Annotated in this window: 10 protein-coding genes, 2 tRNA genes and 3 rRNA genes; 3 read left to right on the forward strand and 12 right to left on the reverse strand. The window is 52.0% G+C overall.

Annotation, left to right across the window (positions count from 1 at the left end; genetic code table 11):
* Positions 1–83 precede the first annotated feature (83 nt).
* The 3 genes from dsbA to SK33_RS23000 all read right to left on the reverse strand — a co-directional run bounded on the left by dsbA (position 84) and on the right by SK33_RS23000 (position 2,056).
* The gene (gene dsbA / locus SK33_RS22990; protein ID WP_032950650.1) at positions 84–707 is read right to left on the reverse strand and encodes a thiol:disulfide interchange protein DsbA; all 624 of its coding nucleotides are present in this window, start codon (positions 705–707) and stop codon (positions 84–86) included.
* Positions 708–723: 16 nt separating this feature from the next.
* A complete protein-coding gene (locus SK33_RS22995) occupies positions 724–1,710 on the reverse strand; it encodes a serine/threonine protein kinase (RefSeq protein ID WP_003028618.1) in 987 nt (328 codons plus the stop codon).
* Between the two features lie 76 nt (positions 1,711–1,786).
* A complete protein-coding gene (locus SK33_RS23000) occupies positions 1,787–2,056 on the reverse strand; it encodes a YihD family protein (protein ID WP_003028616.1) in 270 nt (89 codons plus the stop codon).
* A 126-nt stretch (positions 2,057–2,182) separates the two neighbouring features.
* On the opposite strand from SK33_RS23000, the gene mobA reads away from it, so the two are divergent.
* Together mobA and mobB are read left to right on the forward strand one after the other, a co-directional pair.
* Positions 2,183–2,710: a molybdenum cofactor guanylyltransferase MobA gene (mobA, locus tag SK33_RS23005; protein ID WP_230320601.1), complete on the forward strand. Its 528-nt coding sequence runs from the start codon at positions 2,183–2,185 to the stop codon at positions 2,708–2,710.
* Positions 2,707–3,210, forward strand: a complete 504-nt coding sequence (gene mobB / locus SK33_RS23010; protein WP_003028613.1) for a molybdopterin-guanine dinucleotide biosynthesis protein MobB — start codon at positions 2,707–2,709, stop codon at positions 3,208–3,210. Before mobA ends, mobB begins: the two co-directional genes overlap by 4 nt.
* Positions 3,211–3,340: 130 nt before the next feature.
* Here the strand turns inward: mobB and rrf are convergent.
* The 9 genes from rrf to pepQ all read right to left on the reverse strand — a co-directional run bounded on the left by rrf (position 3,341) and on the right by pepQ (position 12,897).
* Positions 3,341–3,456: ribosomal RNA gene (rrf, locus tag SK33_RS23015) — 5S ribosomal RNA — on the reverse strand.
* A 90-nt stretch (positions 3,457–3,546) separates the two neighbouring features.
* Positions 3,547–6,452: ribosomal RNA gene (locus SK33_RS23020) — 23S ribosomal RNA — on the reverse strand.
* A gap of 206 nt (positions 6,453–6,658) precedes the next feature.
* A tRNA-Ala gene (locus SK33_RS23025) sits at positions 6,659–6,734 on the reverse strand.
* Between the two features lie 105 nt (positions 6,735–6,839).
* Positions 6,840–6,916, reverse strand: a tRNA-Ile gene (locus tag SK33_RS23030).
* 71 nt (positions 6,917–6,987) lie between these two features.
* Positions 6,988–8,529 (reverse strand): 16S ribosomal RNA (locus SK33_RS23035).
* The 16S, 23S and 5S rRNA genes sit together here with 2 tRNA genes alongside, the layout of an rRNA operon.
* 375 nt (positions 8,530–8,904) lie before the next feature.
* Complete coding sequence (hemG, locus tag SK33_RS23040) at positions 8,905–9,450, reverse strand: menaquinone-dependent protoporphyrinogen IX dehydrogenase (protein ID WP_048220151.1); 546 nt, start codon at positions 9,448–9,450, stop codon at positions 8,905–8,907.
* An 11-nt stretch (positions 9,451–9,461) separates the two neighbouring features.
* Positions 9,462–10,913 (reverse strand): Trk system potassium transporter TrkH, encoded by a 1,452-nt coding sequence (gene trkH, locus SK33_RS23045; protein ID WP_003017848.1) that lies wholly within the window; start codon positions 10,911–10,913, stop codon positions 9,462–9,464.
* A gap of 38 nt (positions 10,914–10,951) precedes the next feature.
* Positions 10,952–11,566, reverse strand: coding sequence for an IMPACT family protein (locus tag SK33_RS23050; protein ID WP_003017851.1), 615 nt, complete (start codon positions 11,564–11,566; stop codon positions 10,952–10,954).
* On the reverse strand, positions 11,566–12,897 hold the full coding sequence (gene pepQ / locus SK33_RS23055) for a Xaa-Pro dipeptidase (protein WP_032950648.1): 1,332 nt from the start codon (positions 12,895–12,897) through the stop codon (positions 11,566–11,568). Before pepQ ends, SK33_RS23050 begins: the two co-directional genes overlap by 1 nt.
* 189 nt (positions 12,898–13,086) lie before the next feature.
* Between pepQ and fadB the strand changes: the two genes are divergently transcribed.
* On the forward strand, positions 13,087–15,276 hold the full coding sequence (fadB, locus tag SK33_RS23060) for a fatty acid oxidation complex subunit alpha FadB (RefSeq protein ID WP_048220150.1): 2,190 nt from the start codon (positions 13,087–13,089) through the stop codon (positions 15,274–15,276).
* The last annotated feature ends 3 nt before the right edge of the window (positions 15,277–15,279 follow it).

The raw sequence follows: 15,279 nt of genomic DNA on the forward strand, positions 1-15,279 counted from the left end.
GCCTTACAGGATCAATCACCACCTCCCTAGGAGGTGGTTTAGGGGTGACAATAAAAAAGCCGGTCAGTGACCGGCTTTTGCTTTTATTTCTGACCAACCAGGTACTTCACGGTATCCGCATACTGTTGTACGAAGATATCCATGCTACTGGTATCCATACCCTGCGGGTTGATCTGATATTTGCCATTCACGAACATCGCCGGAACGCCCTGCAGCTGTAAATCAGCCGCCGCTTTTTCCTGCTGTGCCACGAGTGATTTCACCACGAAGCTGTTCCATGCCGCATCATAATCTTCGCCTTTAATACCTGCGTCGACAAACACTTTACGGATATCAGCGACAGACTGAACGGTCTGGGTTTTCTGAACGCCTTCAAACAGCGGAACGGTGACCTGATCTTCAACACCCAGCGCCATTGCAACCGCCCATGCCTGCGTCAGATCTTTACCCAAAGGCCCGAGAAACTCGACGTGGTATTTGGTCATCTTGGTGCCTTCCGGCAGCTTTTTCTTCACATTATCAGATACGTGAAGCACTTCTTCAAACTGGTAGCAGTGCGGGCAGTAGAAGGAGAAGAACTCCAACACTTGCGGTTCACCCGCAACTGGCTTTTCCAGAGTGATGTATTGTTTGCCATCCTGGAACTGCGCTGCAGATGCGCTAAAAGCTAAGACCATACCAGCCAGCGCCAGCCATATTTTTTTCATGTTCAAGTTTCTCCGGTTAATACATTGGCGTTAATTGTAAGGGGGGCTCTTGCAGAATTTTTGCCTGCTCAATAAAGGTCGCGGTCTGACGATGCCAGTAATCTTCCCCGGTTAACCACGGGAAGTTTTTTGGAAATGCAGGGTCAGCCCAACGTCGAATTAGCCAGGCAAGATAATAAACTAAACGCATAGCGCGTAAAGGTTCTATCAGTCCGATTTCAGAGATGTCGAACTCACTAAACTCTTCATAAGCCTCGATAATGGTTTCAAGCTGCATACGTTGTTCAGCTTTATCGCCATTGAGGAGCATCCATAAATCCTGAATAGCCGGACCGTTGCGGGCATCATCTAAATCGACAAACATCGGGCCATCGCGCCACAGAATATTACCGGCATGACAATCACCGTGCAGGCGTAACGTGGTAAAACGCGTATGCCAGCGTTCGGTAACGATCGCGATAAGCGCATCCGTTGCTTTCAGGAAGGCCGCTTTTTGCCCTGATGGGATTAGCTGTGCGTGTTCAAAAACTTTACGTGGCTCAGTCAGGTATTCTTCAAGGCCGATCGTTGGGCGGAAGGCAAAAGTACGCTTGCATCCGGTCTGGTGCATACGCCCGAGATAGCGCCCCACCGCCTCCATCTGATCGATGTTGTCGGCTTCAAACTGGCGTCCACCGACGCTGGGGAAGATCGCATAATGGAAACCCTGATGGCTTAATAGCGTTTGGCCGCTGAATACCAGCGGAGCAGCTACCGGGACTTCATCGCTTACCAGTTCCAGAGCAAACTGGTGCTCTTCCTGGATCTGATCGACAGACCAACGTTCAGGGCGATAAAACTTAACGACAAAGCGTCGACGGTCTTCGTCCTGGAATTGATAGACACGGTTTTCATAGCTGTTAAGCGGGGTAAGCCCGGAGTCCACCCGGATCCCCTGCTCAAACAGTGCATCCATGATGGTATCCGGGTGTAGCGTCTGGAAATTAAAAGCGTTGTCGTTCATCCCATCATCCGGAAAATACTACGAATGATTCAGGATATCATTTCGCAGCGCTTTCGGTGGCGGCGATTACAAGCTTTTACTCTTTAATTACGCCACGTGCGCGGAGTAGTGCAGTTTTAAAATCTTCTTCATAATCTTTCTGAATACCTGGAATGACCGCATCTTTCGCCGAGTCACGCATTTTCAGGTGATAGATCAGAATGTCATCAGTTAAATCCGCCAGTTCGCCGTCAAAACCTGACTCTTGCGCCAGTTTCTGTAAAAATTGCATCAGGTTAAGATCGGGTTCCTTCTGCCAGGCAGGCTGGAGGAGTTCAATAACTTCATTCAGACGTTTACATTTCATGGTTGTGCTCCTTAGGCTCAATACAGATACGTTAGCAGGGTCAATCCCACATTAAAAGAGGCGATATCAGTGATTCTGGATAGTGCAATAACAGGGGTTGTACTGGCTGGCGGTAAGGCCAGACGGATGGGCGGAACCGATAAAGGTCTGCTTGAGCTGGACGGTAAACCTCTTTGGCGACATGTGGCCGACATTCTCGCTTTGCAGGTCGAAACCGTGGTGGTTAATGCCAATCGCCACAGGGATATATACCAGCAAAGCGGCCTGAAAGTTATTCCCGATTCATTGGCCGATTTCCCTGGCCCACTGGCCGGGATGCTATCGGTATTCCTGCAGCAAACGGGGGAATGGTTTTTGTTCTGCCCGTGCGATATGCCTTATATTCCTCACGATCTGGTCGCTCGTTTAAAAGAGCAGCGCAAAGCAGCACCGGTTGTCTGGGTGCATGATGGCGAAAGAGATCACCCAACCATTGCGCTGATGCACCGCTCTATGCAGCCTTTACTGCAGGATTATCTTCAGTCCGGTGAACGACGCGTTATGGTCTTTATGCGTTTGGCAGGCGGTCATGCTGTCGATTTCAGCGATCATAAAGATGCGTTCGTAAACGTGAACACCCCCGAAGAGCTCGCAAAATGGCAGGAAAAATCATGATCCCATTACTCGCCATTGCGGCATGGAGCGGCACGGGAAAAACCACGCTGCTCAAAAAGTTGATCCCGGAACTACGTGCCAGAGGTATACGTCCCGGATTGATTAAGCATACTCATCACAAGATGGATGTCGACAAGCCCGGTAAAGATAGCTATGAGTTACGCAAAGCTGGTGCAGCACAAACTCTGGTCGCCAGCCAGCAACGTTGGGCATTAATGGTAGAAACACCGGAAGAGCCCGAACTGGATTTAGCGTATCTGGTAAGCCGGATGGACGCTTCAACGTTGGATATGGTGTTGGTTGAGGGATTTAAGCATGAACCTGTCGCTAAGATCCTACTTTTCCGCGAAGGCTGCGGGCATAGTCCTGAGGAATTGGTGATGGATGACTATGTTATAGCGGTTGCCAGTGACGTTCCGCTGGCGGTGGATGTTCCATTGTTAGATATCAACAACATACAGCAAGTAGCTGATTTTGTTACGCAATGGGCCAGAAGATAACTGCGGTGTCGTGATCTGCCTGATGCGCTGCGCTTATCAGGCCTGCACAATACGTTCAGCCCGGCGGTTTTACCCCGCACACACGCAAAAAAGCCCATCCGTCAGGATGGGCTTCTTCACTTTATTTGATGCCTGGCAGTTCCCTACTCTCGCATGGGGAGACCCCACACTACCATCGGCGCTACGGCGTTTCACTTCTGAGTTCGGCATGGGGTCAGGTGGGACCACCGCGCTACAGCCGCCAGGCAAATTCTGTTTATCAACACGCCCTGGCATGTCGATGTAATCTGTATCAAGCTGAATCTCGTCTCTTCGCCAAAACATCTTCGGCGTTGTAAGGTTAAGCCTCACGGTTCATTAGTATCGGTTAGCTCAACGTATCGCTACGCTTACACACCCGACCTATCAACGTCGTCGTCTTCAACGTTCCTTCAGGAGACTTATAGTCTCAGGGAGAACTCATCTCGGGGCAAGTTTCGTGCTTAGATGCTTTCAGCACTTATCTCTTCCGCATTTAGCTACCGGGCAATGCCATTGGCATGACAACCCGAACACCAGTGATGCGTCCACTCCGGTCCTCTCGTACTAGGAGCAGCCCCCCTCAATTCTCCAGCGCCCACGGCAGATAGGGACCGAACTGTCTCACGACGTTCTAAACCCAGCTCGCGTACCACTTTAAATGGCGAACAGCCATACCCTTGGGACCTACTTCAGCCCCAGGATGTGATGAGCCGACATCGAGGTGCCAAACACCGCCGTCGATATGAACTCTTGGGCGGTATCAGCCTGTTATCCCCGGAGTACCTTTTATCCGTTGAGCGATGGCCCTTCCATTCAGAACCACCGGATCACTAAGACCTGCTTTCGCACCTGCTCGAGCCGTCACTCTCGCAGTCAAGCTAGCTTATGCCTTTGCACTAACCTCCTGATGTCCGACCAGGATTAGCTAACCTTCGTGCTCCTCCGTTACTCTTTAGGAGGAGACCGCCCCAGTCAAACTACCCACCAGACACTGTCCGCAACCCGGATTACGGGTCCACGTTAGAACACCAGCCATTAAAGGGTGGTATTTCAAGGATGGCTCCATGCAGACTGGCGTCCACACTTCAAAGCCTCCCACCTATCCTACACATCAAGGACCAGTGTTCAGTGTCAAGCTATAGTAAAGGTTCACGGGGTCTTTCCGTCTTGCCGCGGGTACACTGCATCTTCACAGCGAGTTCAATTTCACTGAGTCTCGGGTGGAGACAGCCTGGCCATCATTACGCCATTCGTGCAGGTCGGAACTTACCCGACAAGGAATTTCGCTACCTTAGGACCGTTATAGTTACGGCCGCCGTTTACCGGGGCTTCGATCAAGAGCTTCTCCTTACGGATAACCCCATCAATTAACCTTCCGGCACCGGGCAGGCGTCACACCGTATACGTCCACTTTCGTGTTTGCACAGTGCTGTGTTTTTAATAAACAGTTGCAGCCAGCTGGTATCTTCGACTGATTTCAGCTCCATGAGTAAATCACTTCACCTACATATCAGCGTGCCTTCTCCCGAAGTTACGGCACCATTTTGCCTAGTTCCTTCACCCGAGTTCTCTCAAGCGCCTTGGTATTCTCTACCTGACCACCTGTGTCGGTTTGGGGTACGATTTCGTGTTACCTGATGCTTAGAGGCTTTTCCTGGAAGCAGGGCATTTGTTACTTCAGCACCGTAGTGCCTCGTCATCACACCTCAGCGTTAAAAGGTACCGGATTTACCTGGAACCTCCGCCTACATGCTTAAACCGGGACAACCGTCGCCCGGCTAACATAGCCTTCTCCGTCCCCCCTTCGCAGTAACACCAAGTACAGGAATATTAACCTGTTTCCCATCGACTACGCCTTTCGGCCTCGCCTTAGGGGTCGACTCACCCTGCCCCGATTAACGTTGGACAGGAACCCTTGGTCTTCCGGCGTGCGGGTTTTTCACCCGCATTATCGTTACTTATGTCAGCATTCGCACTTCTGATACCTCCAGCATACCTCACAGTACACCTTCAACGGCTTACAGAACGCTCCCCTACCCAACAACACATAGTGTCGCTGCCGCAGCTTCGGTGCATGGTTTAGCCCCGTTACATCTTCCGCGCAGGCCGACTCGACCAGTGAGCTATTACGCTTTCTTTAAATGATGGCTGCTTCTAAGCCAACATCCTGGCTGTCTGTGCCTTCCCACATCGTTTCCCACTTAACCATGACTTTGGGACCTTAGCTGGCGGTCTGGGTTGTTTCCCTCTTCACGACGGACGTTAGCACCCGCCGTGTGTCTCCCGTGATAACATTCTTCGGTATTCGCAGTTTGCATCGGGTTGGTAAGTCGGGATGACCCCCTAGCCGAAACAGTGCTCTACCCCCGAAGATGAATTCACGAGGCGCTACCTAAATAGCTTTCGGGGAGAACCAGCTATCTCCCGGTTTGATTGGCCTTTCACCCCCAGCCACAAGTCATCCGCTAATTTTTCAACATTAGTCGGTTCGGTCCTCCAGTTAGTGTTACCCAACCTTCAACCTGCCCATGGCTAGATCACCGGGTTTCGGGTCTATACCCTGCAACTTAACGCCCAGTTAAGACTCGGTTTCCCTTCGGCTCCCCTATACGGTTAACCTTGCTACAGAATATAAGTCGCTGACCCATTATACAAAAGGTACGCAGTCACCCCATAAAGAGGCTCCCACTGCTTGTACGTACACGGTTTCAGGTTCTTTTTCACTCCCCTCGCCGGGGTTCTTTTCGCCTTTCCCTCACGGTACTGGTTCACTATCGGTCAGTCAGGAGTATTTAGCCTTGGAGGATGGTCCCCCCATATTCAGACAGGATACCACGTGTCCCGCCCTACTCTTCGAGTTCACAACCTGTGCATTTTGGTGTACGGGACTATCACCCTGTACCGTCGGACTTTCCAGACCGTTCCACTAACACACAAGCTGATTCAGACTCTGGGCTGCTCCCCGTTCGCTCGCCGCTACTGGGGGAATCTCGGTTGATTTCTTTTCCTCGGGGTACTTAGATGTTTCAGTTCCCCCGGTTCGCTTCATTACGCTATGTATTCACGTAATGATAGTGTGACGAATCACACTGGGTTTCCCCATTCGGAAATCGCCGGTTATAACGGTTCATATCACCTTACCGACGCTTATCGCAGATTAGCACGTCCTTCATCGCCTCTGACTGCCAGGGCATCCACCGTGTACGCTTAGTCGCTTAACCTCACAACCCGAAGATGTTTCGTAAAACATCATCGTGTTGCGAAAATTTGAGAGACTCGAACACACCGCTTTTCATTTCTTATTACGGAGAAATGAAACAGTGTGTCGTTTCAATTTTCAGCTTGATCCAGATTTTTAAAGAGCAAAACTTCGCAGTGAACCTTTTCAGGTACACTCTGAAGTTTTCTTGTGTTTTTGCAGTAAAGATGGTGGAGCTATGCGGGATCGAACCGCAGACCTCCTGCGTGCAAGGCAGGCGCTCTCCCAGCTGAGCTATAGCCCCATCGTAGTTATCTCATTCACCTTAATTCCTGCTGAGACAAGGCGTGGAGCGGCGAAGCATACTGAAGTATGCGAGTCGTTTCACAACGCGGTATCAGAAAGAATTTGGTAGGCCTGAGTGGACTTGAACCACCGACCTCACCCTTATCAGGGGTGCGCTCTAACCACCTGAGCTACAAGCCTGCAGAGATTTTCTTACTGCTAATTTTCATCAGACAATCTGTGTGAGCACTTCAAAGAACGCTTCTTTAAGGTAAGGAGGTGATCCAACCGCAGGTTCCCCTACGGTTACCTTGTTACGACTTCACCCCAGTCATGAATCACAAAGTGGTAAGCGCCCTCCCGAAGGTTAAGCTACCTACTTCTTTTGCAACCCACTCCCATGGTGTGACGGGCGGTGTGTACAAGGCCCGGGAACGTATTCACCGTGGCATTCTGATCCACGATTACTAGCGATTCCGACTTCATGGAGTCGAGTTGCAGACTCCAATCCGGACTACGACATACTTTATGAGGTCCGCTTGCTCTCGCGAGGTCGCTTCTCTTTGTATATGCCATTGTAGCACGTGTGTAGCCCTACTCGTAAGGGCCATGATGACTTGACGTCATCCCCACCTTCCTCCAGTTTATCACTGGCAGTCTCCTTTGAGTTCCCGGCCGAACCGCTGGCAACAAAGGATAAGGGTTGCGCTCGTTGCGGGACTTAACCCAACATTTCACAACACGAGCTGACGACAGCCATGCAGCACCTGTCTCAGAGTTCCCGAAGGCACCAAAGCATCTCTGCTAAGTTCTCTGGATGTCAAGAGTAGGTAAGGTTCTTCGCGTTGCATCGAATTAAACCACATGCTCCACCGCTTGTGCGGGCCCCCGTCAATTCATTTGAGTTTTAACCTTGCGGCCGTACTCCCCAGGCGGTCGACTTAACGCGTTAGCTCCGGAAGCCACGCCTCAAGGGCACAACCTCCAAGTCGACATCGTTTACGGCGTGGACTACCAGGGTATCTAATCCTGTTTGCTCCCCACGCTTTCGCACCTGAGCGTCAGTCTTTGTCCAGGGGGCCGCCTTCGCCACCGGTATTCCTCCAGATCTCTACGCATTTCACCGCTACACCTGGAATTCTACCCCCCTCTACAAGACTCTAGCCTGCCAGTTTCGGATGCAGTTCCCAGGTTGAGCCCGGGGATTTCACATCCGACTTGACAGACCGCCTGCGTGCGCTTTACGCCCAGTAATTCCGATTAACGCTTGCACCCTCCGTATTACCGCGGCTGCTGGCACGGAGTTAGCCGGTGCTTCTTCTGCGAGTAACGTCAATCGCTGCGGTTATTAACCACAACGCCTTCCTCCTCGCTGAAAGTACTTTACAACCCGAAGGCCTTCTTCATACACGCGGCATGGCTGCATCAGGCTTGCGCCCATTGTGCAATATTCCCCACTGCTGCCTCCCGTAGGAGTCTGGACCGTGTCTCAGTTCCAGTGTGGCTGGTCATCCTCTCAGACCAGCTAGGGATCGTCGCCTAGGTGAGCCGTTACCCCACCTACTAGCTAATCCCATCTGGGCACATCCGATGGCAAGAGGCCCGAAGGTCCCCCTCTTTGGTCTTGCGACGTTATGCGGTATTAGCTACCGTTTCCAGTAGTTATCCCCCTCCATCGGGCAGTTTCCCAGACATTACTCACCCGTCCGCCACTCGTCACCCAAGGAGCAAGCTCCTCTGTGCTACCGTTCGACTTGCATGTGTTAGGCCTGCCGCCAGCGTTCAATCTGAGCCATGATCAAACTCTTCAATTTAAGTTTGATGCTCGTGAATTAAACTTCGTAATGAATTACGTATGTTCACTCAGAGACTTGGTATTCATTTTTCGTCTTACGACGTTAAGAATCCGTATCTTCGAGTGCCCACACAGATTGTCTGATAAATTGTTAAAGAGCAGTGCCGCTTCGCTTTTTCTCAGCGGCGCGGGGTGTGCATAATACGCCATCCCGCCACGAAGTCAAGCATTTAATTTCGCTTTCTTCGCCGGAGTTCTCAGTGGAACCCCGCTGACCCGGCGGCTTGTAATCCGTTGTTCCGTGTCAGTGGAGGCGCATTATAGGGAGTTATTTCAGGCTGACAAGGGGAAATTTAAAATAATCTTCCGAGTGCGTATTTTTTATTCTTTACGTTTATTTTAACGACGTTTTGTTGGTTAATTGGGCTATTTCCCGCGCGAATCTCGCAACCTGTTCCCAATCGGTATACACCACTTCTTTATTCGTATCCGTTTCACCGCCTGACATCTTCATTATCAGTTGGATCATAACGCGGTCATACCAGCGATAGCGGGGATACAGCAAAGCACCCGCAATGACTGCACTGTGATCTGGTCGCCACGGAGAACTCATCAGGAACTTACGCGCATAGCTGTTGGTTTGCGGCGTACGTTTTTCCGGTTTACGGGCAACGAGGTTTACGGAGTAGAACGCACTCGGCATCGAATTCAACCGTGTGGCATGCTTTTGCACAAACTCCTGAAAAGCAGCATGGTAATGACCATAGCGAATCGAGGCGCCAATCACCACGCTGTCATAATTTTGCCAGTCCGGCTCCGCGGTACGATGCAAATTAACAACATCTGCCCAAACGCCCAGCTCTTTGAGTTCAGAAGCCAGATATTCAGCGATTTCACGCGTTTGTCCGTCCCGGGAAGAAAAAAGAATCAGTGTTTTCACGTGTTACTCCATTATTCACGCCAGAAGGTAGGGGTAAAGAGCACCAGCAGAGTAAAGACCTCCAGACGACCAAACAGCATATTGGCAATCAGGATCCACTTCGCCACAGGGTTCATACTGGCAAAGTTGTCGGCAACAACCCCCAGTCCAGGCCCCAGGTTATTCAACGTTGCCACAACGGAGGCAAACGCGGAGAAGTCATCAACGCCGGTCGCAATAATCGCCAGCATACTGATAATAAAGACCAACGCATAGGCAGAGAAGAATCCCCATACGGCTTCAAGAATTCGCTCCGGCAACGCACGGTTACCCAGTTTGATACTGTAAACCGCATTCGGATGAACCAGTCGTTTCAATTCGCGGTTGCCTTGCTTAAACAGCAGCAGGATACGAATCACCTTCAAGCCCCCCCCCGTCGACCCGGCACAGCCGCCGATAAAAGCAGAACACAGCAGCAGCACCGGCAGGAACAGCGGCCAGCGGGCAATACTGTCCGTGGTAAATCCGGCAGTCGTCGCCATCGATACCACCTGGAAAAAGGCCTGGTTGATCGTCGTGAGCGCCGAGCCATAGGTATTGTGTATCCACAGCACCAACGTACAGACAGCCACCAGCGTCAACTGCACGCCGATGAACATGCGGAATTCCGGATCGCGCCAGTAAACCTTCAGACTACGCCCACTTAATAAAGAGAAGTGCAGACCATAGTTACAACCGGAGATCAGCAAGAAGATAGCAATAATCGTATTAATCGTGGGACTGTCGAAATACCCCACGCTGGCATCGTGTGTGGAAAAACCACCGATGGCAATCGTGGCAAAACTGTGCCCAATGGCGTCAAACGCGGGCATCCCGGCAAACCATAGCGCCAGCGCGCACGCCACCGTCAGTAATACATAGATAAGCCACAGCGTTTTCGCCGTTTCGGCAATACGCGGGCGCATCTTATTATCTTTCAGCGGCCCCGGCATTTCTGCCCGATAGAGCTGCATCCCACCCACGCCAAGAATAGGCAGGATAGCCACCGCCAGCACGATGATCCCCATCCCGCCGAACCATTGCAGCATCTGGCGATAGAAGAGAATCGCGTGTGGCAATGAATCCAGCCCCACCAGCGTCGTCGCACCGGTAGTGGTCAATCCGGAAAAGGATTCAAAAAAAGCGTCGGTTATCGTCAGGTTAGGGCTTTCCGCAAAGATGAACGGTAGCGCACCCACGCTGCCCAGAACGGTCCAGAACAAAACGACAATCAGAAATCCTTCGCGCGATTTCAGCTCGCCCTTCTCTTTACGGTTTGGCCACCACAGCATGGAGCCGATCGCCAAAGCAACGAAGAAAGTTTGGGTGAATGCACGCCCTGCCCCGTCACGGTAGATGAGCGCTACCAGTCCAGGGATAATCATTGTCCCCGAGAATAAGATGACCAGTAGTCCAACGATTCGGGTGATGGCGCGAAAATGCATCTCTGCCGCTTCCTTAGTTCTTTAAAATGAGGTGGGGATTATTCTTCAATCGCTAACAATTGCAATGAACCACGACTAAAATCCGCCAGTTTTGCCGAAAACTCATCCACTTTGGCAAAAGGAAGCGCCACCCTGAGTCGAACAAAAGCCTGGTAATCACTGGCAACAACTTTACCGTCAAACTGCCCCAGCAAGGCTTCAATGCCTGCCAGCTGACCGTACTCACACTGCAAAGTATATTCGGTTAATGGCGTCTTGCGCTGTGTCGTTAACTGGCGCAACGCCTGATTCACACCGCCGCCGTAGGCTTTTACCAACCCTCCAGTACCGAGAAGGATACCGCCGTAGTAGCGCACGACTACAGCGGTAATCTCACCGACACCGCTCCCCATCAGTTGTGCGAGCATCGGTTTACCTGCCGTACCCGCCGGTTCGCCATCGTCTGAAAATCCCAGCTGCTGCGAGTCATTGGGCGCACCCGCCACCCATGCCACGCAATGGTGGCGGGCGTCCGGGTGTTCCGCTTTGACTGACTCAACAAACGCTTTGGCCGCTTCAACGCCGTCCGTATGGGCGAGCAGCGTAATGAAGCGGCTTTTTTTGATCTCTTCGACGACGCTAACCGGCGCCGCAGGGATTAACCAACTGTCCATTACGCCAGTTTCAAATCCCGCGTCATGTTTTCGATATTGTTTTCGTGGACCACCACGTTGTCTTCAATACGAATACCGCCGAACGGTTTCAGGGCTTCAATTTTCTGCCAGTTGAAGTGTTTGCTGAACTGCCCTTCACGCCATGGCGCCAGCAGAGATTCAATGAAGTAAATGCCCGGTTCGATGGTCAGAACCATGCCCGGTTGCAATACGCGGGTGCAACGCAGGTAAGGATACTTCGACGGCGCGGCCAGATGGGTACCACTGTCATCCTGCATAAAGCCAGCGACATCATGTACCTGCAGGCCCAGCGGGTGACCAATGCCGTGTGGCATAAACGGCCCGGTAAGATCGTTTTCTACCATCGCCTCTTCACTCATATCGGTGATGATTTGATGCTTACGCAGCAGCTTCGCGATGCGCTGATGGAACTGAATGTGGTAATCCACGTAGCTGGTACCTGCTTTCATGGTGGCAATCAGCGCCAGCTCTTCGTCGTTAACGTCTTTCACCAGATGCGCATAGTCGTTGTCGCTTTTCGCCGACCAGGTACGCGTCAGGTCTGCCGCATAGCCGTTGTATTCCGCGCCAGCGTCGAGCAGGAAGCTGCGGATTTCAGACGGCGCCTGATGATCCAGCTTGGTGTAATGAAGAACCGAAGCATGCTCGTTAAGCGCCACGATGTTGCTGTATGGCACGTCGGTGTCGCGGTGACCGGTGGCAGTCAGGTAAGCGAGGTTGATGTCAAACTCGCTCATTCCGGAACGGAACGCTTCTTCTGCTGCACGGTGTCCATTTACCGCCATTTTCTGCGCTTCGCGCATACAGGCCAGTTCGTAGTCCGTTTTATAGGCACGGTAATAATGCAGGTAGTCAATCACCCCTTTCGGGTTGATGTTGCTGGCCGCGATGTCCAGTTGCAGGGCACGTTCCGGAACCGGGCCAATGTAACCGATATTGCCGCGAGCAGCTGGCAGTTGGCTACCGATACCATCCGCTTTCGGCAGCGCGATGATCTCGATTTCTTCCGTCCAGAAAGAGGTAGGCAGCGGCTCAACGTTGTGCCAGTAATCGACCGGCAGGTAGAACCACAGTTTCGGCTTGTTTACGCCATCCACCAGCAACCAGCAGTTAGGAACCTGCGTGACAGGCACCCAGGCTTTGAATTGCGGATTGACCTTAAACGGGTACGGATGATCGTCGAGAAAGACGTTAACAAGTTCGCCTGAGTGAATAAGTAACGCATCCAGCTTGAAGCGCTCCAGCGCGTCGCGCGTCCGTTCTTGTAAGGTAACGATATGATTTTTATAGAGTGCGGCCAGTGATTCCATTTTCTACCCTTCTGTTTTTTTGACCTCAAGTCTCCGCATCTTAGCACATCGCTTTGTGAGTGCGTGATTTCTGCCGAGCGTGATCGAATCGTCATTTCTTTAATCATTCATTTGCATTTTATTAACATAAAACACACACTTCGATTCATCTGGTATGACCAGATCACCTTGCGGATTCAGGAGACTGACATGCTTTACAAAGGCGACACCCTGTACCTCGACTGGCTGGAAGATGGCATCGCCGAACTGGTGTTCGATGCCCCTGGTTCGGTCAATAAACTCGACACGGCCACCGTTGCCAGCCTGGGCCATGCGCTTGATGTGCTGGAAAAACAACCGAATTTAAAAGGGCTGCTTCTGCGCTCTAACAAAGCAGCCTTTATTGTTGGTGCCGATATCACCGAATTCCTTTCACTGTTCCTCGTGCCTGAAGAGCAACTGAGCCAGTGGCTGCATTTTGCCAACAGCGTCTTTAACCGCCTCGAAGATCTACCTGTTCCGACCCTCTCAGCGGTAAATGGTTATGCGTTGGGCGGTGGCTGCGAGTGTGTCCTGGCAACCGATTATCGTCTGGCAACGCCGGACCTGCGCATTGGCCTGCCGGAAACCAAGCTGGGCATTATGCCGGGCTTTGGCGGCTCTGTGCGTATGCCACGTATGCTGGGTGCGGACAGCGCTCTGGAAATTATTGCGGCAGGTAAAGACGTTGGTGCTGAGCAGGCGCTTAAAGTCGGTCTGGTCGATGGCGTAGTGAAGCAAGACAAACTGCTTGATGGCGCGATCGCGGTATTACGTCAGGCGATTAACGGCGACCTCGACTGGAAAGCCAAACGTCAGCCTAAGCTGGAGCCGTTGAAACTCAGCAAAATTGAAGCGGCTATGAGCTTTACCATCGCCAAAGGCATGGTGGCGCAGACGGCAGGTAAGCATTATCCCGCACCGATTACCGCGGTAAAAACTATTGAAGCAGCGGCTCGTTTTGGCCGTGAAGAAGCGCTGAATCTGGAAAATAAAAGCTTTGTGCCACTGGCGCACACCAGTGAAGCTCGCGCGCTGGTTGGGATCTTCCTTAACGATCAGTTCGTGAAAGCCAAAGCCAAAAAGCTCACCAAAAATATTGAAGCACCAAAGCAAGCGGCAGTGCTGGGTGCAGGCATTATGGGCGGCGGCATCGCTTACCAGTCAGCCTGGAAAGGCGTGCCGGTTGTCATGAAAGATATCAACGACAAATCATTAACGCTGGGCATGACCGAAGCGGCCAAACTGCTGAACAAACAGCTTGAGCGCGGCAAAATTGACGGTCTGAAAATGGCGGGCGTGATTTCCACTATTCATCCAACCCTCGACTATAGCGGTTTTGAGCGTGTGGACGTGGTGGTTGAAGCGGTCGTGGAAAACCCGAAAGTGAAAAAAGCGGTACTGGCGGAAACCGAAGATCAGGTACGCCCGGACACCGTACTGGCGTCGAATACCTCTACCATCCCAATCAACGAGCTGGCCAGCGCGCTCAAGCGCCCGGAAAACTTCTGTGGGATGCACTTCTTTAACCCAGTACACCGCATGCCACTGGTTGAGATCATTCGCGGCGAGAAAAGCTCGGATGAAACCATCGCCAAAGTTGTCGCATGGGCAAGCCAGATGGGCAAAACGCCAATTGTGGTCAACGACTGCCCCGGTTTCTTCGTGAACCGCGTGCTGTTCCCGTATTTTGCCGGTTTCAGCCAGCTGCTGCGCGATGGGGCGGATTTCCGCAAAGTCGATAAAGTCATGGAAAAACAGTTTGGCTGGCCGATGGGCCCGGCTTATCTGCTGGACGTGGTGGGAATTGATACCGCACATCACGCGCAGGCAGTGATGTCCGCAGGCTTCCCTCAGCGTATGCAGAAAGATTATCGCGACGCGATAGACGCCCTGTTTGATGCTAACCGTTTCGGACAGAAAAACGGTCTTGGATTCTGGCGTTATAAAGAAGACAACAAGGGCAAGCCGAAAAAAGAAGAGGATGCCACCGTTGATGATCTGCTGGCAGAAGTCAGCCAGCCGAAACGCGAATTCAGTGATGAAGAGATTATCGCTCGCATGATGATCCCAATGGTCAACGAAGTGGTACGGTGCCTGGAAGAAGGCATTATAGCCAGCCCGGCAGAAGCCGATATGGCACTGGTGTATGGCCTGGGCTTCCCTCCGTTCCACGGCGGCGCGTTCCGCTGGCTGGATACGCTCGGCAGCGCGAAGTATCTCGATATGGCCCAGCAGTATCAGCACCTCGGAGCGCTGTATGAAGTTCCGGCTGGTCTGCGTGATAAGGCGCGCCATAACGAACCGTATTATCCCCAGGTTGAGCCTGCCCGCCCGGTTGGCAGCCTGAAAACGGCTTAAGGA

Origin of the sequence: Citrobacter sp. MGH103 (assembly GCF_001034475.2) — a bacterium.
In the GTDB taxonomy this organism is placed as follows: Bacteria; Pseudomonadota; Gammaproteobacteria; order Enterobacterales; family Enterobacteriaceae; genus Citrobacter; species Citrobacter freundii.